Annotated in this window: 20 protein-coding genes; all 20 read right to left on the bottom strand. The window is 35.2% G+C overall.

Translation table 11 applies throughout. The features are described 5' to 3' along the window. Positions 1 to 11 precede the first annotated feature (11 nt). On the bottom strand, positions 12 to 701 hold the full coding sequence (locus BP18_RS03250; protein WP_007723638.1) for a metal-dependent hydrolase: 690 nt from the start codon (positions 699 to 701) through the stop codon (positions 12 to 14). A gap of 101 nt (positions 702 to 802) precedes the next feature. Then, positions 803 to 1,936, bottom strand: a complete 1,134-nt coding sequence (gene dinB, locus BP18_RS03245) for a DNA polymerase IV (RefSeq protein WP_029278014.1) — start codon at positions 1,934 to 1,936, stop codon at positions 803 to 805. 157 nt (positions 1,937 to 2,093) lie between these two features. Further along, positions 2,094 to 3,005 carry a metal ABC transporter permease gene (locus BP18_RS03240; protein WP_029278015.1) on the bottom strand — a complete coding sequence of 304 codons (912 nt, stop codon included), beginning with the start codon at positions 3,003 to 3,005 and terminating at the stop codon, positions 2,094 to 2,096. A gap of 2 nt (positions 3,006 to 3,007) precedes the next feature. Continuing rightward, a complete protein-coding gene (locus BP18_RS03235) occupies positions 3,008 to 3,919 on the bottom strand; it encodes a metal ABC transporter permease (RefSeq protein ID WP_007723644.1) in 912 nt (303 codons plus the stop codon). After that, positions 3,920 to 4,690: a metal ABC transporter ATP-binding protein gene (locus tag BP18_RS03230; protein WP_007723646.1), complete on the bottom strand. Its 771-nt coding sequence runs from the start codon at positions 4,688 to 4,690 to the stop codon at positions 3,920 to 3,922. Between the two features lie 25 nt (positions 4,691 to 4,715). After that, the gene (locus BP18_RS03225; RefSeq protein ID WP_007723647.1) at positions 4,716 to 5,648 is read right to left on the bottom strand and encodes a metal ABC transporter solute-binding protein, Zn/Mn family; all 933 of its coding nucleotides are present in this window, start codon (positions 5,646 to 5,648) and stop codon (positions 4,716 to 4,718) included. 14 nt (positions 5,649 to 5,662) lie between these two features. Continuing rightward, on the bottom strand, positions 5,663 to 6,310 hold the full coding sequence (locus BP18_RS03220) for a metal-dependent transcriptional regulator (RefSeq protein WP_007723649.1): 648 nt from the start codon (positions 6,308 to 6,310) through the stop codon (positions 5,663 to 5,665). A gap of 157 nt (positions 6,311 to 6,467) precedes the next feature. Then, positions 6,468 to 9,095 carry a bifunctional acetaldehyde-CoA/alcohol dehydrogenase gene (gene adhE, locus BP18_RS03215; RefSeq protein ID WP_407921354.1) on the bottom strand — a complete coding sequence of 876 codons (2,628 nt, stop codon included), beginning with the start codon at positions 9,093 to 9,095 and terminating at the stop codon, positions 6,468 to 6,470. A gap of 239 nt (positions 9,096 to 9,334) precedes the next feature. Continuing rightward, a complete protein-coding gene (locus tag BP18_RS03210) occupies positions 9,335 to 9,616 on the bottom strand; it encodes a post-transcriptional regulator (protein ID WP_007723652.1) in 282 nt (93 codons plus the stop codon). Positions 9,617 to 9,785: 169 nt separating this feature from the next. After that, positions 9,786 to 10,163 carry a preprotein translocase subunit YajC gene (gene yajC / locus BP18_RS03205; RefSeq protein WP_007723655.1) on the bottom strand — a complete coding sequence of 126 codons (378 nt, stop codon included), beginning with the start codon at positions 10,161 to 10,163 and terminating at the stop codon, positions 9,786 to 9,788. Between the two features lie 63 nt (positions 10,164 to 10,226). Next, on the bottom strand, positions 10,227 to 11,372 hold the full coding sequence (tgt, locus tag BP18_RS03200) for a tRNA guanosine(34) transglycosylase Tgt (RefSeq protein WP_007723657.1): 1,146 nt from the start codon (positions 11,370 to 11,372) through the stop codon (positions 10,227 to 10,229). Between the two features lie 72 nt (positions 11,373 to 11,444). After that, entirely contained in the window at positions 11,445 to 12,041 is a 597-nt protein-coding gene (locus BP18_RS03195) for a TetR/AcrR family transcriptional regulator (protein ID WP_029278189.1), read from the bottom strand. A 489-nt stretch (positions 12,042 to 12,530) separates the two neighbouring features. Beyond that, positions 12,531 to 13,562, bottom strand: a complete 1,032-nt coding sequence (gene queA / locus BP18_RS03190; protein WP_007723662.1) for a tRNA preQ1(34) S-adenosylmethionine ribosyltransferase-isomerase QueA — start codon at positions 13,560 to 13,562, stop codon at positions 12,531 to 12,533. 10 nt (positions 13,563 to 13,572) lie between these two features. Next, positions 13,573 to 14,586, bottom strand: coding sequence for a Holliday junction branch migration DNA helicase RuvB (gene ruvB, locus BP18_RS03185; RefSeq protein WP_007723665.1), 1,014 nt, complete (start codon positions 14,584 to 14,586; stop codon positions 13,573 to 13,575). Between the two features lie 32 nt (positions 14,587 to 14,618). Continuing rightward, a complete protein-coding gene (ruvA, locus tag BP18_RS03180; protein ID WP_029278192.1) occupies positions 14,619 to 15,233 on the bottom strand; it encodes a Holliday junction branch migration protein RuvA in 615 nt (204 codons plus the stop codon). Positions 15,234 to 15,419: 186 nt separating this feature from the next. Further along, positions 15,420 to 15,857: a peptide-methionine (R)-S-oxide reductase MsrB gene (gene msrB, locus BP18_RS03175; RefSeq protein ID WP_007723684.1), complete on the bottom strand. Its 438-nt coding sequence runs from the start codon at positions 15,855 to 15,857 to the stop codon at positions 15,420 to 15,422. Between the two features lie 80 nt (positions 15,858 to 15,937). Beyond that, positions 15,938 to 17,917, bottom strand: a complete 1,980-nt coding sequence (mutL, locus tag BP18_RS03170) for a DNA mismatch repair endonuclease MutL (RefSeq protein ID WP_035050328.1) — start codon at positions 17,915 to 17,917, stop codon at positions 15,938 to 15,940. A 28-nt stretch (positions 17,918 to 17,945) separates the two neighbouring features. Beyond that, positions 17,946 to 20,570 carry a DNA mismatch repair protein MutS gene (mutS, locus tag BP18_RS03165; RefSeq protein WP_029278194.1) on the bottom strand — a complete coding sequence of 875 codons (2,625 nt, stop codon included), beginning with the start codon at positions 20,568 to 20,570 and terminating at the stop codon, positions 17,946 to 17,948. 54 nt (positions 20,571 to 20,624) lie between these two features. Continuing rightward, positions 20,625 to 21,431, bottom strand: coding sequence for a TIGR00282 family metallophosphoesterase (locus BP18_RS03160; RefSeq protein WP_007723692.1), 807 nt, complete (start codon positions 21,429 to 21,431; stop codon positions 20,625 to 20,627). 148 nt (positions 21,432 to 21,579) lie between these two features. Then, entirely contained in the window at positions 21,580 to 23,139 is a 1,560-nt protein-coding gene (gene rny / locus BP18_RS03155) for a ribonuclease Y (RefSeq protein WP_035050325.1), read from the bottom strand. Positions 23,140 to 23,392 lie beyond the last annotated feature (253 nt).

The raw sequence follows: 23,392 nt of genomic DNA, 5'->3' as shown, positions 1-23,392 counted from the left end.
TTGCCTCCATACTACACATAAGATACATCAATTATCTCTCCTACTTTCAGTGCTAAACCTTGCTCTTCAGGTAAACCCATGCAAAACTCTTCAGCATTCTGTTCAATCAACGGAAACGTATTGTAATGAATAGGAATAACCTTTTTTGCTTGAATATAACTTGCAGCAATAGTTGCATCTTCTGGTCCCATAGTATAATTATCCCCAATAGGCAATAACGCTACATCGATTGTCTTATAAGCACCAATTAGCTTCATATCTGTAAATAAAGCAGTATCTCCTGCATGGTAAATCGTTTGTCCATCTGCGCTAAAAATTATTCCAGCCGCAAGCCCTAAGGTTAAAGACTCTCCATCTACTTCATAAGAAGAACCATGAATAGCAGGGGTCATTTTAACTTCACCAAAATCAAACTGATGTTTCCCACCCATTTGCATACCATGCGTTTTCAAGCCTTTCTTTTTAAAAAAAGTCGCAATTTCTGCATTAGCAACAATCAAGGCATCCGTTCGTTTTGCGATGGATTCTGTATCTCCAATATGATCGTTATGTGCATGTGTTAAAAAAATCACATCTGCTTCAACGGTATCTGGATCTAAATCACTTTTAGAATTTCCAGTAATAAAAGGATCAATTAAAATAGCAACTCCTGTATCTGTCTGTATTCGTACACAAGACTGTCCATGCCAAGATATTTTCATATCGTTGTTCCCCTTCCAGCGTTAAATATAAGGTAACGGTAGATGCTTTTATTATACAGTTGAGAAAAATAGATTGCAATTAGTCTTGTTATACAACAAGATTAATACCTAATTTCTTTATCCCATAAAGGCAAGACAATATTTTCATATGCCATTGGATCCAAGTTTGTTACTGTAATACCTAATAATCGTATGCCTCTGCTTATTACTCCAATCTCATCCCAAATATTTTGAGCATGGAAAAATATTTCTTCACCATCTTTTAAATAATTGGGCAATGTTATTCGTTTGGTCGCTGTTTCAAAATTAGAATAGCGCACTTTTAATACTACTGTTTTTCCATGCTTTTGATTTTTTTGAAGAGATAATTGTACCTTATTTGCAATAAACCTCAGTTCGCTTAAAACTTCTTGTTCTGTTGTTAGATTTTTTCCATAAGTTAATTCTCTGCCAACTGATTTCCTTTCACGACTGACTTGAACAGGTGCGTTATCAATTCCTCTAACTTTGCGGTAAAGAGAGTACCCCATTCTCCCAAAACGTTGAATCAGTTCCATTTCATCTTTTTGATACAAGTCTTCTCCTGTATAAATACCTAATTCATGCATCTTTTCAACCGTCTTTTTTCCCACTCCATAAAACTTCTCAATAGGTAATTCGCGTAAAAATTCCAAGGCTTTATCAGGAGGAATGACCGTTATTCCGGCAGGTTTATGGTAATCAGAAGCGAGTTTAGCAATAAACTTGTTATAAGAAACTCCCGCAGAACTGGTTAAGCGGACTTCTTGCCAGATATCTCTTTGAATAAGTTTAGCGATATAAATGGCACTGGTTAAATTCTTTTTATTTTCAGTAACGTCTAAATAGGCTTCATCTAGTGAAAGAGGTTCAATAATATCTGTATACCTCTCAAATATCGCACGGACTTGTTTTGATATTTCTCGATATAACTCATAGTGACCAGAAATAAAATTCCCATGAGGACATAATTCAAAGGCTTTTTGAGCGCTCATTGCAGAATGAACACCAAATTTACGAGCCTCATAATTTGCTGTAGCGACGACACCTTTTCCACCTGTTTCCTTTGGGTGTCGTGCAATAATGACAGGTTTTCCTTTTAAATCTGGATTTTCCCGTTCTTCTACTGAGGCAAAAAAGGCGTCCATGTCAATGTGTATGATTTTCCTCGTTGTGTCTCTTTTTGGCTCATCAAATCTTAATACACCAATGTCCATCCTTTTCCACCTCCTTTATTTTATTATAAGGGAACACACATTCTGAAGCAAGATTTGTAGTTAAATCTATCTGCTTAAATAGTGCTATACATCTGATGTTTGATTACTAGTTGAATTAAAAAAAGGAGTTGGATAATTTCCCAACTCCTTAAACTAATTAGTTTGAACGGTTTTCCAATGCTTTTTTCAAGCTTTTTTGTTGCTGCTTTTTACGATGCACTTCATAGATAAATCCTTTTTTAGGAGAAAAGATGAAAATCAGCATAAAAGTTAGTCCAGTAATAACCGCAATCATACCGGCAATGGATACATCAAAATACATAGACAATTGGAAGCCGACTAAACTATTAAATGCACCTAATCCTGCGCTAATTCCTAGCATATAACTTAAACGATTGGTCAAAAGATACGCTGAAACTGGCGGCCCTACCATAAACGCGACTACTAATATTGATCCAACTGCTTCAAAAGCTCCTACTGCAGTAACGGATACTAATGACATTAACGCATAATGTAGCAAGATAGGAGAAAAGCCTAACGATGCTGCTAGCAAAGGGTCAAATGAAGTCAGTTTAAGTTCTTTATAGAAGAAACCTATAAATAAAAGGAGTAGAACAAGAATAATTGACATCGAATACATCGCTTGGGTGCCGATATCCATTCCAAATACAATGAAACGGTCAAAAGGAGCAAAAGCTAACTCCCCTAATAACACTGAATCTGTGTCTAAATGTACGTCTCCAGCATAGCGAGTAATCAGAATAATAGCGATACTAAATAATAATGGAAAAATAATTCCAATTGATGCATCTTTATCTAACAATTTAGTTTGATGAATCAATTCAGTCAACCAAACTGTTAGAATCCCTACAAATGCAGCACCTACAATCAGTAACGGCGAATTTAAATCTTGGGTAATAAAGAAAGCTACTACAATCCCCAATAAAATTGTATGAGTAATGGCATCTGTCATCATTGCCATCCCACGTATCACCAGAAAAACACCCGGTAATGCGCAAGCAACAGAAACTAAAACGGCTATGAGTTGTATTTCAAAAACAGGGTTCATACTTATCCGCCTTTCTTTAATTGACTTGCAAATTCTTTTTTCCGTTGATTATTTTTAATCATTTTCCAAATAATCCCTCTATTTGGAGAAAAAAGCATACTTATTAGTACAATCGAACTGATAACTAATACAATAGTCGGTCCTGTAGGAATTTGTCGACCTAACGAACTGATCACAGTTCCAATTAATCCAGAAATACATCCGAAAAATGCTGCTAATCCTACCATGATAGATAGATGATTGGTCCATTGTCTGGCTGCTACAGCCGGCCCAATCAAAAGAGAACTCATTAAGATCACTCCAACTGATTGTAAACCCATCACGATCACAATTACTGTTAGAGTCGCTAAAAGGCTGTTCATCCAATAGACTGGCAAACCAATACTAGTAGCATAAGACTGGTCAAAAGCCAATAATTTGAATTCTTTCCAGAATATACCGACAACAATTAGTATCACGATTCCCACTAGAAACATTATTGTCACATCTCGTTCTAACAAAGTAGACGATTGACCAAAAATGAATTTTTCTAAACCCGCTTGATTTGAATTTGGACTTTTTTGAATAAAAGTCAGCAATACTAAACCAAGACCAAAGAAAACGGCTGTTGTCAGTGCTAATGCACTATCAAATTTGACTTTAGAGTGTTTAACAATCACCATGATCAACCATGTAGCAAGTAATCCTGAAACAAGTGCTCCCAGTAAAAGGATTTCCATTTGTTTATTTGAAGTAAGTATAAACGCCAGACAAATTCCAGGAAGAGCTGCGTGACTTACTGCATCTCCAAGCAAACTTTGCTTACGTAAAACAGCAAAACTTCCAATGACACCACTCAATAAGCCTAAGATACTCGAACCAAAAACGACTACTTGAAAGGTATAATCAAAGAACAGAGTACTTAGTACATCCATTTATTCTTCCTCCCATGGTTTTGTTTGATTTTGACGATAAGTTTTAGCAATCAATTCTTTGGTAAACGTCGTTTCAACCGGTCCACTTCCAATTAATTCACGATTGATTAAAATGACTTCATCAAAATATTCAGGAACAGTTTGTAAATCATGATGAACAACCACAATTGTTTTTCCTTCTGTTTTTAATTCTTTTAGTAATTGAATAATGATTTTCTCAGTTTGAGCATCTACACCTTGAAAAGGTTCATCCATTAAGTAAATTTCAGCTTCTTGAACCAATGCACGGGCTAAAAATACCCGCTGTCTTTGTCCACCAGACAATTGACTGATTTGTTTATCTTTGAAATCAGCCATCCCAACTTTTAGTAACATTTCATTTGCTAAGGCTTTATCTTTCTTTTTCGGTCTTTTAAACCAACCTATATGACCATATCTTCCCATCACAACGACATCTAAAACTGTTGTTGGAAAGTCCCAATCCACACTCCCATTTTGAGGAACATACGCGACTAAATTTTTATTATTTCCATAATTTTCATCTTTCGTTTGCTCAAAAATAAAATCGACTTCACCAGCAACTGGTTTAATTAAATTGATTAATGATTTAATAAGGGTGGATTTACCAGCACCATTTGGTCCAACAATAGCTGTCAATCTTCCTTTAGGGATATTGACAGAAACATTCCACAAAACGGGCTGTGCTTCATAAGCTACTGTTAATTGGTTTAAGCGTATTGCTGTCGTTTTTTCTATTTGTTCATTCTCCATGCTCCATGCACTCCAGTCTTTTGATTTATTTTAGCGCATCGACAATTGTATCAACATTAGATTGCACTGTTTTTATATAGGTTTCTGTGTTATTTTCTTGATCTCCTAGAGAATCGGAATAAAGTTCTCCCCCAATTTCAACTTCAAAACCTTTTGCTTTAGTAGCTGCTTGTAAAGACTCAATTGTTCTTGTTGGAACAGAAGACTCAATAAAGATAGCTTTTATATTATTCTCTACAATATAATTTGCTAATTGGCTGATATCGCCTGTCCCAGCTTCAGCATTTGTATTTAAACCTTGAAGTCCTAAAACGTTAAAGCCGTATCCTTCGCCAAAGTAACTAAAAGCATCATGGGCTGTCACTAAAATACGATCATCCTTTGGTAATTCATTTACTCGATTGGTGACATATTGATCTAACTCTTCTAATTCAATTAAATAACTTTCTAAGTTAGCTTGGTAACTTGTTGCATTTTCAACATCCGCAGCGCTCAAGCCTTTAGCTACTTCTATTGCTGCTTTTTGCCATAGTTCAACATCAAACCAAATATGTGGGTCAACAGACGTAGTACTTTCTCCAGCCGCAAGAATATCTTCTTCTTTCAAACCATTTTCTAAAGAGATAACTGTTTTATTTTGTTCTTCAAGTCCTTGAAATATTTCACCCATTTTACCTTCAAGTTCTAAACCATTGTAGGCTACTACATCTGCAGATTGCATATAAATAACATCTCTTGCACTTGCTTTATATAAATGAGGATCTACACCTGCAGGCATTAATCCGTTAACTTGAACATGTTCTCCACCTATTTCTCTTAACAAATCGGTTAGCATAGTGGTGGTCGCTACAACTTGTAATTTATCTGAATCTTGCTCCGAGCTAAAATTATAACAACCTGCTAAAAAAATAAATGCACTAAACAGTAATCCAAAAAGAATGCGTTTAATAGTTTTCATCTTTCTCCTACTTTCTATACCAAATCAATAAAAATACTAGTAGCTGCTTTATAACTAATGGCTAGCTGTTTGCCATCCGATTCGAGTAGTATAGGCCCTTCATAAGCACCTATATCCATTATTTTATATACATCGCCTATGCTAACTTCTAATGAAGCTAAATAATCAAGAAGTTCTTTATCATCCGCAACTCGTTTGATTTTAACCACATCATAAATTTGTTTGTCCACTAAAGTCGGGAGCGCTTTTTCATTAAGAATCTCTTTTTCAGCTGGAATCATTCCTCCGTGAGGACAAACCGTTGGAAAATCTAAGTATTTATCTAGACATCTGGTTAATTCAATAGATGTAACATGCTCTAGCACTTCAGCTTCTTGGTGAACTTCATTCCATGCATAACCTAAATGATTCACTAAAAAAACTTCCCACAATCGATGTTTCCGCACTAATGCACTTGCTTTTAGAAGCCCCTCATCTGTTAAGTGGATACCATGATATGGAATATGTTCAACAAATCCTTCTTTCAATAACTTAGTGACCATTTCGCTTACAGATGCCGCTGATACTTTAAGCCCTGTAACCAGTTGTTTATTTGTTACTTTTTTGGTTGTTCCACCAAGTTCATAAATCATTTTTAAATAATCTTCTTTATTTGGCGTCATAATTTTCTCCTAACTATTTTTAAGGTGAACCTAACTTATATTAAAAGTATACCTTGAAATAATATTATTACAAGACTTTAATCCCATTTTTTATCTGTTTAGCGCAAAAAAAAAAGCAGGAACCAAAACAATAGTTGTTCTGGTTCCTGCTTTTTTTTTATTTTAGTTCTTCAAATGCATCAATTATGATTTGTTTTAATTCACTAATTAATGGTTGTTTTGGATTAGCAGTCGTACATTGATCTTCAAAAGCTAATTCTGCCAACTGATCAACTGTATCATACAATTTTTCAGAAGTTACTCCTTGATCTTTCAAAGACATATTAATTCCAACATCTTTACCTAATTTATTGATTTCTTGAACTAATGATTCCACTAATTCTTCTGTTGTATTTCCTTTAAAGCCCATGAAACGAGCTATTTCTGCATAATCTTCATGTGCATGGAAATATTCATACTTAGGAAACAATGCATGTTTTGCAGGATCTTTTGCATTGTATCGAATAACGTGAGGCATCAATATAGCATTTGTACGACCATGAGGAATATTGTATGCAGCCCCAATTTTATGTGCAATAGAATGATTAATTCCTAGAAATGCATTTGCAAAGGCCATTCCAGCCATAGTTGATGCATTGTGCATTTTTTCGCGAGATTCCTCTGTTGCATATTCATAAGATGGACGTAAATATTCAAATACAAGTTTGATTGCTTGAAGACTCAAACCTTTAGTATAATCACTTGCCATAACAGATACATAAGATTCAATTGCATGTGTCAATACGTCCATACCTGTATCAGCTGTAACTGATTTTGGTACGCTCATTACAAACTGAGAATCAATGATTGCAACATCAGGAGTCAATGCATAATCAGCTAATGGGTACTTAACATGCGTTTCACTATCTGTGATAACCGCAAATGGTGTTACTTCAGAACCTGTACCAGAAGTAGTTGGTATGCAGACAAATTGTGTTTTATTTAAATTAGGAATTTTATAGGTTCTTTTACGAATGTCTAAAAACTTTTGTTTAGCTCCAAAGAAAACTGTTTCAGGTTTTTCATAGAACAACCACATTCCTTTTGCAGCATCCATTGCTGAACCACCACCGATAGCAATAATAGTATCTGGTTGGAAATGGTTCATTGCTTCTGTTCCGGCTTTAACTGTGTTAGTAGAAGGATTTGGTTCAACTTCTGAGAATATTTCTACTTGAACTTTGTTCTTCCGTTTCATCAACTCATCTACAACCTTAGCTGCATAGCCAAATTCTACCATACCTGGATCACATACAAGAAACACGCGCTCGACATTTTCCATGTCTTGTAAATAAGCTAGAGAATTTTTTTCAAAATAAATTTTTGATGGTAATTTAAACCACTGCATATTATTTCTCCGTTTCGCAATTGTTTTAATATTCATTAAGTTAACCGCTGTAACATTTTTAGAAATTGAGTTCTTTCCGTATGAACCACAACCTAATGTTAATGAAGGAATCATATTATTGTATAAGTCACCTATTCCTCCTTGGGCTGTTGGTGAGTTAACTAAAATACGACAAGCTTTCATTTCTTCCCCAAATTTTTCTGCAAGAGCATCATTTTGAGTATGAATTGCTGCTGAATGACCTAATCCACCTAGTTCTAGCATTTGTTGAGACAATTCAAAGGCATGTTTAGTAGAATCTGCTTTTAACATAGCAAGAACTGGAGATAATTTTTCGCGAGATAAAGGATAATCAGCACCAACTCCGTTTAATTCTACAACAATCATTTTCGTTTCTTTTGGAATTTCGATACCAGCTAATGTAGCAATGCTATGTGGTGATTGTCCAACGATAGCTGGGTTAACCGCAACTTTAGCTTCATTCATTACTGCTTTTTCGAATTTTTCTATTTCATTTGGCTTAGCAAAATAAATAGAATGTTTTTTGAATTCTTCTTTCACTTCTTCATAAATTTCTTTATCGACGATAACCGCTTGTTCTGAAGCACAGATCATACCATTATCAAATGTTTTTGAAGCGATAATATCATTAACTGCACGTTTGATTTTTGCTGATTTTTCAATATAACTAGGAACATTTCCTGGTCCAACGCCTAAGGCTGGTTTGCCTGTTGAATAAGCTGCTTTTACCATAGCTGATCCACCAGTTGCTAAGACAACTGCAATTCCTGGATGTTGCATCAAACTGTTTGTTGCTTCTAAAGAAGGTTTTTCAATCCATTGAATACAATCTTCAGGTGCTCCAGCTTGGATAGCTGCTTCTTTCAAAACTTTAGCTGCTGCCACTGAGCAGTTTTGAGCACTTGGATGGAAAGAGAAAATAATTGGATTACGAGTTTTCAACGCTATAAGTGCTTTAAACATTGTTGTAGATGTTGGATTAGTAACCGGTGTTACTCCACATACTACCCCTACAGGAGTGGCTACCTCAACTAAATTAGTTTGGCTGTCTCTGCTAATGATTCCTACTGTTTTATTATCTTTTATTGAGTTCCAGATTGATTCTGTTGCAAACATATTTTTAATACATTTATCTTCGTAAATACCTCTGCCTGTTTCTTCTACTGCCATTTTTGCTAATGGCATATGCTTGTTCAATCCTGCCATTGCCATTTGATGAACAATAAAATCAATTTTTTCTTGATCAAATGTTTCTAAAATACTTAATGCTTTTTTCCCTTGGTTAACTAACAAATCCACATCTTCAGCTACACTAGTTTGATTGTTTAAGCGACTTTTATTATCAATTTTATTTTTTTCTTTAACGTTAACTTCCATCATGTTAAATCCTCCTAATATTGTTATCAATTTCACAATTATCATACTTCATTTTCTTTTTATTGTAAAGAATAAATTGTAACTTTATTAAAAAAAGATTTAAAAAGCTTTAAAATCAACGTTTTAAAAAGCGTTTTTTTATTATCACTACCGAAAAACTTATCACTTTTTATAATAATTAATTCACAAACAATCATAAAAAAATAAAAAAGAATCAGAACAAATCATCTGATCCCTTTTTAAAATAAATCTTCTAAGTTCATATCATCAAGTGAAGTTACTTTATAAATCTGTGCTTCTAGAGCAGCATAATCTAAATAATGATTGGGTGTAATCTTCATAATGTCATTAATTTGTTGGTAATAGTGTTCTGGAACAGCTCTTTTCCAACAAAATTGCACAACAAATTTCCACAAATCGTCTTCATTTATTTGATGATAACCTAACTGATTAAACTCCCTAATTTTCAACTTTACCCAAGGCTCGTATTTAGAGGAGTAAGCAAAGGATTCATTAATCAAAAGTATACACTCCTTATTTAAAACTAAACTATTTGCATTCTTTTATACATCAGCACAATGGAACTTTAAAACAAAGTAACACAATTCATTTTAAAATACAAATGAAGCACTAAAAAGGATGCTGCCAGTTTTTCTGATAGCATCCTTTTTAAGCTATTAATTGTAAGTATTAAAGTTCTTCGTCAGTAGTTTCATCTAATGTATGAGTCGGTGTATTTGTACCAAGATCTTCTACAGGAGTTGAAACACCACTAGTTACTACACGTGCAATAGCTTTCTTTTCAAATGTTAAAAAGATTCCATCACAATCAATTACGATAGTATTATTAGTAGTATTCACTTCATCAATTACTCCATGTAATCCACCAATTGTAACGATAGCGTCACCTTTTTTCATAGCATTAAGCATATCTTGTGTTTTTGTAGCTGCCTTTTTTTGCGGACGAATCATCATAAAGTACATCAAAGCCATAATCGCAATAAAAGGTAAAAAATTAAGAATTAATTCCATCATTTCACTCCATTCTTCTTTTAAATCACTTTTCATTCCTTACTTTACCAAACATGACGCCTTTTTACTATCTCTTAAATAAAGTTTCTTATAAAAATTTTAGAAATTCCGAGCATTTGGTTTATTATAACCATATTCTTCAAAAAAGCTCTCTCTATATTCCAATAGATTATCATCCATAATAGCTTGTCTTACATTTTTCATTACATTTAATAAGAAATACAAATTATGGTAACTAGTCAAACGTAAGCCGAATGTTTCATCCGCTTTTATCAAATGACGAATATATGCTCTCGTATAATTTCGACAAGTGTAGCAATCACATTTGTCATCTAAAGGCCCAAAATCGCGTTCGTATTGTGCATTTTTAATCACTACTCGACCTTTACTCGTCATACATGTCCCATTACGAGCAATACGAGTAGGCAATACGCAATCAAACATATCGACTCCTCTCATGACACCATCAATCAATGAATCGGCAGTTCCTACGCCCATCAAATAACGCGGTTTATCATCTGGAATAAGCGGTGTAGTGTATTCTAATACTCTATTCATACTTTCTTTTGGTTCCCCAACCGATAATCCTCCAATTGAATACCCTGGAAAATCCATTGATATTAAATCACGAGCACTTTGCTGACGAAGTTCTTTAAACCCAGCTCCTTGAATAATACCAAATAACCCTTGGCTATTCGGTTTTGCATGAGCATTTAATCCTCGCTCAGCCCAACGACTTGTGCGTTCAACTGATTTTTTAACATAATCAAAACTTTCGTCAAAAGGCGGGCACTCATCAAAACTCATCATAATATCTGGACCTAATTTATTTTGAATGTTAATGGCTTTTTCAGGTGACAAAAACATCTTAGAACCATTTAAATGATTTCTAAAATGGACACCTTCTTCTTCTATTCTGCGCAAATCACTTAATGAGAACACTTGAAATCCACCTGAATCAGTTAAAATTCCTTTATCCCAGTTCATGAACTTATGCAGTCCACCAGCTTCTTCAACAATATCTTCCCCTGGGCGTAACCATAAATGATACGTGTTACTTAAAATAATGCTTGCACCCATTGATTCTAGTTCTTCAGGAGCGATACTCTTAACAGTTGCTAATGTTCCAACTGGCATAAACATAGGCGTTTGAAATGTCCCATGTGGCGTGATAATTTCTCCAAGTCTTGCACCTGTATGTTTTTCTTTTTTAATTAAGCGATATTTAATTGCTGGTTCTGCCATATTTCTATTCCTACTTTCATCCAATTAAGGTTACCCATATATTTAACTTATCTCTAAATCATGATCAACAAATCAATTCAATGTTTTTAATATCAACTCAATTACATCATCCAAATGAATCGTCATAGATTGTTCATCATCCGAATATTCTCTTCTCGCTTTATCAACTAAAAGATTCATAATTGCACTGTTAAAAATAAAAATAATTGTCTCATACTGTTGGTCCGTTAATGAGTGATCCTTTGAAAATTCTTTTAATTTAGTACAAAGCTGTTGCTGAATATACTCTTGTTTATACGTAAAAATCGTTTTTGTTTGTTCGTTTCCAACCTCTTTAATTGTACCAATCACAATTTGTCGATGTTTATCGAAAATATTTGCCATAAAACGGCCTGACTCTTTCATTAAATCAGTTGTATTATTAAAGGTCTGAGAAAAAAATTCATCCACTTCTTTAGTAATTTGTGTTGTATGTTGCTTAAATGCCGTATCTATCAAAACCTGTTTGGATTGAAAATTTTTAAAAATAGTTGTTTCATTAACTTCAGCCTTTTGTGCAATCATTTTAGTTGTTGTACTTTTATAGCCTACATGTGAAACGATATCTAATGCTGCATCAATAATACGTTGTTGAGTATTCGTTAATGCTTCTGTGTTTACGTTTGCCAATTACTTTGACCTCCAAATTCAACCTACTCTTAAAACAAGTACGTGCTCACTCAATATAATAGTTTATCACACTATTTTTAGAAAACAAACTCTTTTTAGATTTCCAAGACACATAATTGGTAACCGCTTTCTTAATGTGGTATATTATAAGTGGATAGAGAGACGCTTATAGAAGTGAATTAGTCGAATTTCTTTGGTGTTTAGATTCAGAAAAAACATGTAAAATCAACATTCTGTTTTGCGTTACCTGATTCACTGTCCCATTAGTTTAATAGAAAGATTATTTTAAAATTAGTAACTGAGTACCATTTAAAGAGTTTAAAGATAATTTAAAGACAGTTTTAAAAAAGTAGTAAAGAACCTGTATGTCGTTTTTAAAAGAAGTTCAAACAAAAAAAGATTCATTTAACAATTCGCTAATTCACTCCTATCCTCTCTAAAAACCAATAGAAGTTGGCCTAAAAGCCAACTTCTATTTTTTTATTTTATTTATTTGACAAACATCGCATCTCCAAAGCTAAAGAAACGATACTTTTCATCAACGGCATGCTGATAAGCGGCCAAAACATGTTCTCTTCCTGCAAAAGCACTGACTAACATCACTAATGTTGATTTTGGTAAATGAAAGTTAGTTGAAAAAGCATCGACAACTTTAAATTTGTAGCCCGGAGAAATGAAAATATCTGTCCAGCCACTATCGGCTTTCAACTCACCATTAAATTTTGTACCAATTGTTTCTAGCGTACGAATGGAAGTTGTCCCCACTGCAACAATTTTCCCACCGTTCTTTTGAACAGCCGTTAAAGCTGCTGCAGATTCTTCTGTCAGGCGATAAAATTCTGAATGCATTTCATGATCTTCAATTGAATCAACGCTAACGGGTCTAAACGTACCCAGACCTACATGCAAGGTCAAAAATACGAGCTGTACGCCTTTTGCTTTGATTTGTTCTAATAGCTCTTGTGTGAAGTGTAACCCTGCTGTAGGAGCAGCTGCAGAGCCATTTTCTTTCGCGTACACTGTTTGATAACGTTCGCTGTCTTCCAATCTTTCTTTGATATAAGGAGGAAGTGGCATTTCACCTAAAGATTCTAACACTTCTAAGAAAATTCCTTCATAAGAGAAATCAATAATTCTTCCACCGTGGGTCAATTCTTCTTTTACTGTTGCTGTCAGTCTACCATCACCAAAAGAAATAACGTTTCCTACCGTTGCTTTTTTAGCAGGTTTAACTAGCGTTTCCCATCGGTCGTTTTCAGTATTTTTCAATAACAAGATTTCAATGTGTGCGCCTGTTTCTGTTTTTATGCCATGCAACCTTGCAGGCAATACACGTGTATCATTCATAACTAGTGCGTCACCTTCATGAAGTTCATCAAGAATGTCCGTGAAGTGTTTATCTTCAACTTTACCGGTTTCTTTATCCAAAATTAATAGTTTTGAACTTGAGCGATTTTCTAAAGGCGTTTGAGCAATCAATTCTTCTGGCAAATCAAAATCAAAATCTTTTGTTGTTAACATATCCATACTCCTAATCTGTATAAGTAATAGGGTAACCTAAATGAGTGTAGCCCAAATGAGTTACGATTCTTCCACGCGGTGTCCGTTGAAGGAAGCCAGCTTGCAGTAAAAAAGGTTCAACCATATCTTCTATTGTTTCAATTTCTTCACCAATATTAGCAGCAATAGTAGACAATCCAACCGGACCACCATTATAGTTTTCAATCATCGTTTTTAATAATTTTTGATCAACAAAGTCTAAACCTTCTTGGTCAATTCGCAACATAGCTAATGCCTCATCTGCTATTTCTTTTTTAATCACACCATTAGACTGTACTTGTGCATAATCTCTTACACGTTTTAATAAACGATTGGCGACACGAGGAGTTCCTCTAGAACGTCTGGCAATTTCAATTGCTCCTGATTCGATTATTTCAGTATTAAAGATATCTGCAGAACGCAAAACAATATCACTCAATTCTTCTACAGTATAATACTCCATATGTGACACGATACCAAACCGGTCACGTAGGGGTGCTGATAGAAGTCCCGCTCTTGTAGTTGCGCCCACAAGAGTAAATGGCGGCAAAGGAAAATGAACTGGGTGTGCTGTTGGTCCTTGCCCCACAATAATATCTACAAAATAATCTTCCATAGCCGAATACAACATCTCTTCCACTAATCTTGGCATCCGGTGAATCTCATCAATAAAAAGGACGTCTCCTGCTTCTAGTTCATTCAAAAGAGCAACTAGATCCCCTGCTTTTTCGATTGCAGGACCACTGGTAGTACGAATCGCTACATTCATTTCATTTGAAATAACCATTGCCATCGTTGTTTTCCCTAACCCAGGGGGGCCATAAAGCAAGACATGATCTAACGCTTCTTCCCGGTTCTTCGCGGCTTCTATATAAATAGCCAATTCTCTTTTTACTTTTTCTTGACCGATATATTCTGCCATATAATGCGGACGTAACGATTTTTCTAACGAAATCTCTTCTGTCGTACTGCTATCACCGGAAATTATTCGTTCTTCTGGATCCATTGTTTTTCACCACTTTTCTTTTTTACTCCCACTTATTTCTTCATGAGTAATCGTAAAGCTTCTCTTAAATAAGCATCTGTAGATTCTTTGTTTAATTTACGAATCTGTGGTTCAATTTTTTTGATTTCTTTGGCACTGTAGCCTAATGCTTCTAAGGCTTCAACCGCCTCGGTAACATGGCTATAATTAGTTGATAAAACTAATTCTTGTTGATAGTCAGTCGTACTTTCGGCTTGAGTAAGCGATAAATCAGCTAACTTCCCTTTTAAATCTAGTACAATTTGAGAAGCAGTCTTTTTACCTACTCCTGGAAACTTAGTTAAATACGCAGCATCTTCGTTTTCAATTGCTTGCACTAAACCTTGATGATCATCATTTGCTAAAATAGCTAAACCACTTTTTGGACCTATTCCTGAAACGCTAAGCAGCTTTAAGTACAATTGCTTTTCAGTGTAATCCTTGAAACCATATAATGTAATCGCATCTTCTCGAACCGCTTGATGGACATAAATCGTTGCTTCCGCGTTTAATTTGCTTGAAAATCGAAATGGATTAGCAATAAATAGTTGATACCCAATTCCGCTATTTTCAAGAACAATATACGCAGGACTAACAAACGTCACTATTCCTTTAATATATTCATACATCTTATTTTCTCCATTCACACGTTCTATCATTTTATTAGGTATAAAAAGGCACACCTGTTCGCTATTTATTCTACCACATTTGTGCCAATAAAAGGAGAGGCTATAAAAAATCCTATACAAAAAACATAAGCACCCTCTAGACTGTTTAACCAGCTAGAGGGTGCTTATTAAATTTCACAGAATGGATTAAGCAAATAATTTGCGGTAAGTGCTATACCCTTCTTCATCTAACTTATCAACAGGCACGAATCTTAAAGCTGCAGAATTGATACAGTAACGCAATCCACCTTTGTCTTGCGGACCATCTGTAAAAACATGGCCTAAGTGAGAGTTTGACTCTGAACTTCTTACTTCAGTACGACTCATCCCAAATTTGGTATCCATTTTTTCAATAACTTCTTTTTCTTCTATCGGTTTTGTGAAAGATGGCCAACCACATCCAGCATCATATTTATCATTTGAAGAAAATAATGGTTTTCCACTTACGACATCTACAAAAATACCGTCTTTATAAAAGTCGTCGTATTCTCCTGTAAATGGACGTTCAGTAGCTTCATTTTGCGTTACTTCAAATTGAATATCTGTCAATTTAGCTTTCAATTCATTTTTATCATAGCTATTCATGAAAATCCTCCTTTTTGTTTCTATATTTAGTTTACACTTTTTAGAGCTTTGCTTCAATTTATTGAATTCGATTAACGATTTCAATGAGGATCTTGAATTCGTTTGAACATTTTCTCCATATCTTTATTGGTAAAATGAATCAATACAGGTCTGCCATGTGGGCAGTTATAAGGATTTTCTGTCTTCTTCAAGTCCCTCAGCAACGCTCTTGCTTCTGCATCATTCAGATAGTGATTTGCTTTAATTGAACCTTTGCAGCTCATCATGATTGCTGTTGCTTCTCTAAATTTAGCGACACTTACACTTCCATGATCCAATAGTAAATCAATCATTTCTCTTACAATCGTTTCTTCTTCACCTTGGTTGAACCAGACTGGATGGCTTCTTAGCAAAAAGCTATTCTGACCAAAGGGTTCTAAGAAAATACCGACCATTTCTAACGCATCATTATTCTCTTTGATTTTAATAGCATCACTGTTCGGGTAATCCAACATGATTGGCACTAATAAGTCTTGCAAATCAGTACTCACTTCACCAATTTTTTTCCGGAAGTATTCATATTTTATTCGTTCCTGAGCAGCATGCTGATCTAAAATATACAAACCTGTTTCATTTTGCGCAAACAAATAGGTCCCATGCATTTGCCCAACATATTCTAATGTTGGAAACTGCCCTATGGATTCTTTAACTTTCGCATGTTTTTTCATTAATTTATCGGCTGTTTTTAAAGGTGATTCTTGATGGTAATCCACTAATTCGCTCACCGTTTCAATAGGAACGTCACTAGCCTCTTCTTCCGGTACACCACTAATAAGTGATTCTCGCTCTTTTTCTTTCAAGAAAAAGGGCTCTACTTCATCCACATAGTTACTTTCTTTTTCAAAAGGAGTACTTTGACGATGCGAATAATAAGATTCTCTAGCTAAATGAGTACTTTCAGTTTCTTCATTTTCTTCACTTTTATTTTCTATGTTTGTTTCTTGTTGAAATTCAAAAGTTATTTGTTCATTCTGTTCTATAGGCCTGTTTATTTTCTTTTTAAATGACAAGTTTTCTAATGCATCTGGAATTAATTGTTCCTTACTTAAACAATCCTGTATAGCCAACTCAATCAGCTGCATCAGTTCTTTTTCTTTACTAATCCGAACTTCTTGTTTGGTTGGATGAACGTTTACATCCACCAACAAAGGATCCATCTCAATTTCAATAGCAACCATTGGGAAGCGTCCAACCATTAATTTAGAACGATACCCTGCAATAATAGCTTTATTTAGCAAATAATTTTTAATGTAGCGCCCATTAATAATAATAGAAATATAATTTCGACTGGCTCTCGTAAGCTCTGGTAAAGATATGAACCCAGATACTCTAAAATCCAAATCTTCTTTATTTATTTCTCTCATTTTTTTGGCTGCAGCTACTCCATAGATACCAGCTAAGGTCTGTTTTAAATCGCCGTTTCCCGCTGTTCTTAACAGCTGATTGCCATCATTAATTAAACGAAAAGCAATTCTAGGATGACTGATAGCCAATCGATTTACAATATCTGTCACATTCGATAATTCTGTTTGCAAACTTTTTACATATTTTAAGCGGGCGGGTGTATTAAAAAAAAGATTTTCTACGGTAATTTTGCTGCCTTTTCTTGCTTCATTAGGTTTTTCTTCAATTATTTTTCCGCCTTTTAAAGACAGATACGTACCGCGTGTTCCTCCAGTTGAAGTCTCTAAAGAAACTTCTGAAACCGAAGCAATACTCGGCAAGGCTTCCCCACGAAAGCCTAGTGTACGGATTCGAAAAAGATCATCCCGAGAATAGATTTTACTAGTTGCGTGGCGCTTAAATGCATTTTGAACTTCTTCTGGTTCTATACCTATTCCGTTATCAATGATTTGTATTTTTTTTAATCCCGCTTCTTCGATAAGAATGTCAATCTGGCTACTTTCTGCGTCAATGGCATTTTCAATTAGTTCTTTTACTACTGAAGCAGGTCGTTCAATTACTTCTCCAGCTGCAATTTGATTGGCTAATACATCTGAAAGTTCTTGAATTTTTGCCATCTATCCCATTCCTCTCCACAAACTAAAATCAATTCAATTTTTGTTGCCATTCACTAATGCAGTTCAACGCTTCTAAAGGCGTCATCGTCAATAAATTCATTTTCCGAACCGCTTTAACGACTTCAGCTTCAGAATCTTCAAGCAATCCGAATAAAGAAAGTTGCCCCTCATCAATCATGTCATTTTTTTTCTTTTGATTAGCCTTAATTGGCATTTGAACTTCTTCAGCCAATTCTATTTGAGGTGAATGATTTAAGATAACTTCTTCTTTTTGCTCCAATTGCTCTAATATAACCGTTGCACGTGACAGCAATTCATCTGGAAGTCCAGCTAGCTTTGCCACTTGTATCCCATAACTTTTATCTGCAGGACCAGGAAGCATTTTGTGTAAAAAGACTAACTCTCCTTCTTCTTCTACCGCCCCAACATGGACATTCGTTAAACGAGGCAATCGTTCATCCAAAACCGTTAATTCATGATAATGTGTTGAAAACAACGTTTTTGCATGAACTTTTTCATGAATGTGTTCAATAATTGCTTCGGCTAATGCCATACCATCATAGGTTGCTGTACCACGGCCAATTTCATCAAATAGAATCAAGCTGTTTTTAGAAGCATACCGCAGAGCCTCGTTAGCTTCCATCATTTCAACCATAAACGTACTTTGGCCCGCAATCAAATCATCCGCCGCACCAATACGTGTAAATATTTGATCAAATATCGGCATTTTCGCTTGATCAGCAGGAACAAAGCAACCCATCTGAGCCATAATAACGGTTAAAGCTAATTGCCTCATGTAGGTACTTTTACCAGACATATTCGGTCCTGTAATCAGTAGAATTTCATTTTCTTTACCCATTTCTACACTGTTTGGCACATACGTTTGTTGCCCTAAAACTTTTTCGACAACTGGGTGACGTCCCTCAATCAAACTGATTTCTTGACTATTGGCTGTCATTACCGGACGAGTATAGTGGTATTTTTCGCTTATAGTTGCAAAACTCTGCAATACATCAATAGCCGCTACAGTTTTTGCTAAATTTTGTAATCGCTCAATGTACTGTTTGATTGTTTCTCGCACTTCAGTAAATAAGGTATACTCTAGAAGCATCGATTTTTCTTCAGCTTCCAGTATTAAGATTTCTTTTTCTTTTAAAGCTGGCGTAATAAAACGTTCAGCATTCGCTAATGTTTGCTTGCGTTCATAACGTCCTTCAGGTAAATTAGCAAGATTTGCTTTAGTGATTTCTATATAATAACCAAAAATACGATTGTATCCGATTTTTAGATTTTTAATACCTGTTGCAGCTTTTTCTTCTGCTTCTAACTGAGCAATCCACTTTTTACCATTTCGCATTGCATCACGGTAGACATCCAATTGTTCGTTAAACCCATCTTTAATGACTCCACCATCTTTTATCGAAAGTGGAGCATCTTCATCTATCGCTTGATTAATTAAGTCAACTACCTCCGGAACTTGATCTAATTCAGCAATAAATTGATCCCACTCACCTTTATTCATTAATTGTATAATTTCAATTAATTGAGGAATCTGGCGCAAAGAGGTTTGCAGTTGAATTAAATCACGTCCATTAACGTTCCCGAATGCTACTCTACCAGCTAATCTTTCTAGATCGTATACTCTAGTCAGGGCTTCATTTAAATCCGTTCGTTCAAAGAAATGATTGATAAGACTCTCAACACTATTTTGTCTCATCGTGATTTGCTTTTCTTGAATAAGAGGTCGGTCAATCCATTGCTTTAGAAGTCTGCCTCCCATTGCCGTTTTAGTTTCATCTAACAACCACAATAAGGTTCCTTTTTTTTGACCAGTCCGAATCGAAGAAACCAACTCTAAGTTATGTTTGGAATAATGGTCCATTTTTAAATGATTGGTTGGAGAGTAGACGCCTACTTTTTGAAGATGACCTAGATTTCTTTTTTGAGTAACATGTAAATAAGACAACAGTAATTTTACAATATCGATTAATTCAGTATTTTCTATCTCATTTGTTAAATACGAAAACTCTGCACTTTCAATAAGTTCTTTTTGAGTGGACACCATAATGCCTAATTTTGTTTTCAATTCTTCCTGTAGCTCTATATCATTGGCTTCTTTAAAAACAACTTCTTTCGTTCTCAAACTCATCAGTTCACTCATTACTGATTCTAACGAGTTTAACTTCGTCGTTTTCAATTCTCCTGTACTTAAGTCAGCGTATGCTAAATAATAGTGATTTGTATTTGTGCTCATTACAGCCGCTAAATAATTATTTGTTTTGGCATCCATTGACTTGGTGTCCATCGCTGTTCCAGGCGTAATTAGCTGAACAACTTCCCTTTTCACCATACCTTTTGCTGTTTTTGGATCCTCAACTTGCTCACAAATAGCTACTTTGTACCCTTTTTCAATTAAACTATCAATATACCCTTTGGCTGCATGATAAGGCACACCACACATCGGAATTGGTTCATCTGCATTACGATTGCGACTTGTTAAAGTAACTTCTAAAAGTTGTGAGGCTTTAATAGCATCTTCATTAAACAGCTCATAAAAATCTCCCAAGCGGTAAAATAAAAAAGCATCTGGGTAATTTGCTTTTATCCCTAGATACTGTTCCATCATAGGCGTTTGTTTCGTTTTTTGCGGCATGTTTTTCGCCCCTTTTTGCTTATTTGTTGTTCAGTACTTTTTAGTTGGATTGACTTACTCAAACCCACCATTAAATGGACGATCATCATTAATCACAATATTCTCAATTTTTTTAGCTTCACCTGTGATGTCATCAATATCAATAAAACAACCGGATAAAATTTTCCGACCTTCTTTAGGCACTTCAAAACGTGTTGGCATTTGAGTTAAAAATTTTCTTAACACTGCATCGCGGTCCATACCTAACGCTCCATCATAAGGACCAGTCATTCCAGCATCTGTTAAATAAGCCGTACCATTTGGTAAAATACGCGCATCATTTGTTTGTACATGAGTATGTGTCCCAACTACTGCAGAGACTCTCCCATCTAAATACCAGCCCATCGATTGTTTCTCACTTGTTGTTTCTGCATGAAAATCTACAAAAATTAAAGGTGTTCGTTGCAAGGCTTCTTCTACTAATTCATCCGCTTTTCTGAACGGATCGTCAACATCCATCATGAAAACACGCCCATGTAAGTTTATTACCGCCAATTCAAGTTGATTAACTTTAATATAGGAAATCCCTTTTCCGGGTGTACCTTCGGGATAATTAGCCGGACGAATCATTTTTTTAGCATCATCTATAAATTCAAAAATATCTCGGTTATCCCATGTATGATTTCCCATTGTTACGATATCAACGCCATCTTGTAAGAAACCTTTATAAATTTTTTCTGTAATCCCACGACCTGCAGCGGCATTTTCACCATTTAAAATCGTTACTTGCGGTTTATACATTTTTTTCAGTTTAGGTAAATAATCATGAACCATTTCGCGGCCCATCGAACCTACAACATCTCCAATAAATAATAATTTCATTCATTTATGCCTCTTCTCTTTTTCATCCTCTACATTTTAACAATAAATGGACCGAAATAAAAGCTGACCTCTTCATTTTTTAAAATTCAATAGAAAAACCGATACGAGTCAGATTCATCATCGACTCATATCGGCTAGTTTAGCTTAGTTATTTAGCATATTCGATTGATCTTATTTCACGTATAACGGTTATCTTAAAGTGTCCTGGATAATCCAATTCACTTTCAATGCGTTTTCTAACATCGCGTGCTAACTTGCTTGCACCTAAATCATCAAGTTTTTCAGGTTTGACCATAATCCGGATTTCGCGACCTGCTTGTATTGCAAAACTTTGTTCAACCCCTTCGAAATCGTTAGAAATACTTTCTAATTTTTCAAGGCGATGAATATAGTTTTCAAGCGATTCGCTTCTTGCTCCTGGACGTGCCGCAGATATGGCATCAGCTGAAGCGACTAAAACAGAAATGACAGATGTTGCTTCTACGTCTCCATGATGTGAGGCAATTGAGTTCACAACTGTTTCATTCTCTTTATACTTCATTGCAATTTCTGCACCAATTTCAACATGCGATCCTTCAACTTCATGATCTAGTGCTTTACCGATATCATGTAATAAACCTGCTCGTTTAGCTAATGTGACATCTTCGCCAAGTTCAGCAGCCATTACACCCGCTAATTTCGCAACTTCAATTGAATGGCTTAAAACGTTTTGACCGTAACTTGTTCTGAATTTTAGGCGTCCTAAAATTTTAATCAAGTCTGGATGTAACGAATGTACGCCAACATCAAAAGTAGCTTGTTCCCCAATTTCTCTGATTCTTTCATCCATTTCCTTACGTGATTTTTCGACCATCTCTTCAATTCGAGCTGGATGAATCCGTCCATCTTGGATTAATTTTTCAAGAGTCATTCGAGCAATTTCACGACGAATTGGATCAAATCCACTAAGTACAACTGCTTCTGGTGTATCATCAATAATTAGATCCATACCAGTCAAGGTTTCTAGAGCTCTAATATTACGCCCTTCACGACCTATGATACGCCCTTTCATTTCATCATTAGGCAATGTGACCACAGAAACGGTTGTTTCCGAAACTTGATCAGCTGCAGAACGTTGAATGGCCAAAGCAATTAAGTTTTTAGCTTTACGATCTGCTTCAGTTTTTGCTTGTTGTTCAGAATCTTTTACCATCACAGCAACTTCATGAGACAATTCATTTTCTGTTTCTTGTAAAATCAATTGTTTGGCTTCTTCTCGTGATAATGCTGCTACTCGTTCTAATTCACTTTCTTGTTGTTCCACCAATTGAATGGCTTTCTTCTCTAAATCGTCAACATGTAGCTGTCTAGAACTTAATTTTGCTTCATTAGCTTCAAGAGTTTGTTCACGCTTTTCTAAGCTTTCGTTTTTGCGATCAATGTTATCTTCGCGTTGTAACAAACGATTTTCTTGTCTTAGAACTTCATTTCTTCTCTCTTTCAGCTCTGCTTCAATTTCAGTTCGGTATTTGTGGCTTTCATCCTTCGCTTCTAACATCGCTTCCTTTTTCATGGTTTCTGCTTCTCTTTTTGCTTCCTCCAATATTCCAGTTGCAGTGTTTCTAGCACCAGCTAGTTCTTTTTCGTGGTTTGCCTTGCGGACGAGATATCCAACAATAAGACCGACAACTAAAGTAACGATAGCGAAGGCAATACTTTTAAAATCCATTCTTCCACCTCCGTATCATCTATTTAATTTGTCATTTAATATTTATCCATTATTTGGTAGATTATGAATAGCTTTATACCAATAAAACCTACCCGCTATCTAATTGTAAAGTAATAGATAATTCAATTTTAATTGTAGTAGCGAGACATGTCAACTTAAATAATGGTTTTGTAGCCCTTTCATAAACTTTCATTAGGTCAGAACGAATCGTCCACGACCCTTTTTCATTCAATTTCAGAAAAATAGTATTAAA

The organism is Carnobacterium jeotgali MS3, assembly GCF_000745125.1.
GTDB lineage: Bacteria > Bacillota > Bacilli > Lactobacillales > Carnobacteriaceae > Carnobacterium_B > Carnobacterium_B jeotgali.
Note: the sequence above shows the minus strand (reverse complement) of the source record. Positions and strands in the feature narration are given on the sequence as shown.

What these genes read in the sequence shown, in the direction of transcription:
- BP18_RS03230 (WP_007723646.1), bottom strand. Translation starts at nt 4,690, where the DNA reads ATGGAGAATGAACAAATAGAAAAAACGACAGCAATACGCTTAAACCAA.
- mutS (WP_029278194.1), bottom strand. Translation starts at nt 20,570, where the DNA reads ATGCCGCAAAAAACGAAACAAACGCCTATGATGGAACAGTATCTAGGG.
- ruvB (WP_007723665.1), bottom strand. Translation starts at nt 14,586, where the DNA reads ATGGATCCAGAAGAACGAATAATTTCCGGTGATAGCAGTACGACAGAA.
- adhE (WP_407921354.1), bottom strand. Translation starts at nt 9,095, where the DNA reads ATGGAAGTTAACGTTAAAGAAAAAAATAAAATTGATAATAAAAGTCGC.
- BP18_RS03240 (WP_029278015.1), bottom strand. Translation starts at nt 3,005, where the DNA reads ATGAACCCTGTTTTTGAAATACAACTCATAGCCGTTTTAGTTTCTGTT.
- dinB (WP_029278014.1), bottom strand. Translation starts at nt 1,936, where the DNA reads ATGGACATTGGTGTATTAAGATTTGATGAGCCAAAAAGAGACACAACG.
- msrB (WP_007723684.1), bottom strand. Translation starts at nt 15,857, where the DNA reads ATGAATAGCTATGATAAAAATGAATTGAAAGCTAAATTGACAGATATT.
- BP18_RS03160 (WP_007723692.1), bottom strand. Translation starts at nt 21,431, where the DNA reads ATGAAATTATTATTTATTGGAGATGTTGTAGGTTCGATGGGCCGCGAA.
- ruvA (WP_029278192.1), bottom strand. Translation starts at nt 15,233, where the DNA reads ATGTATGAATATATTAAAGGAATAGTGACGTTTGTTAGTCCTGCGTAT.
- tgt (WP_007723657.1), bottom strand. Translation starts at nt 11,372, where the DNA reads ATGGCAGAACCAGCAATTAAATATCGCTTAATTAAAAAAGAAAAACAT.
- mutL (WP_035050328.1), bottom strand. Translation starts at nt 17,917, where the DNA reads ATGGCAAAAATTCAAGAACTTTCAGATGTATTAGCCAATCAAATTGCA.
- BP18_RS03225 (WP_007723647.1), bottom strand. Translation starts at nt 5,648, where the DNA reads ATGAAAACTATTAAACGCATTCTTTTTGGATTACTGTTTAGTGCATTT.
- BP18_RS03235 (WP_007723644.1), bottom strand. Translation starts at nt 3,919, where the DNA reads ATGGATGTACTAAGTACTCTGTTCTTTGATTATACCTTTCAAGTAGTC.
- queA (WP_007723662.1), bottom strand. Translation starts at nt 13,562, where the DNA reads ATGTTAACAACAAAAGATTTTGATTTTGATTTGCCAGAAGAATTGATT.
- BP18_RS03250 (WP_007723638.1), bottom strand. Translation starts at nt 701, where the DNA reads ATGAAAATATCTTGGCATGGACAGTCTTGTGTACGAATACAGACAGAT.
- BP18_RS03220 (WP_007723649.1), bottom strand. Translation starts at nt 6,310, where the DNA reads ATGACGCCAAATAAAGAAGATTATTTAAAAATGATTTATGAACTTGGT.
- yajC (WP_007723655.1), bottom strand. Translation starts at nt 10,163, where the DNA reads ATGAAAAGTGATTTAAAAGAAGAATGGAGTGAAATGATGGAATTAATT.
- rny (WP_035050325.1), bottom strand. Translation starts at nt 23,139, where the DNA reads ATGGATTTTAAAAGTATTGCCTTCGCTATCGTTACTTTAGTTGTCGGT.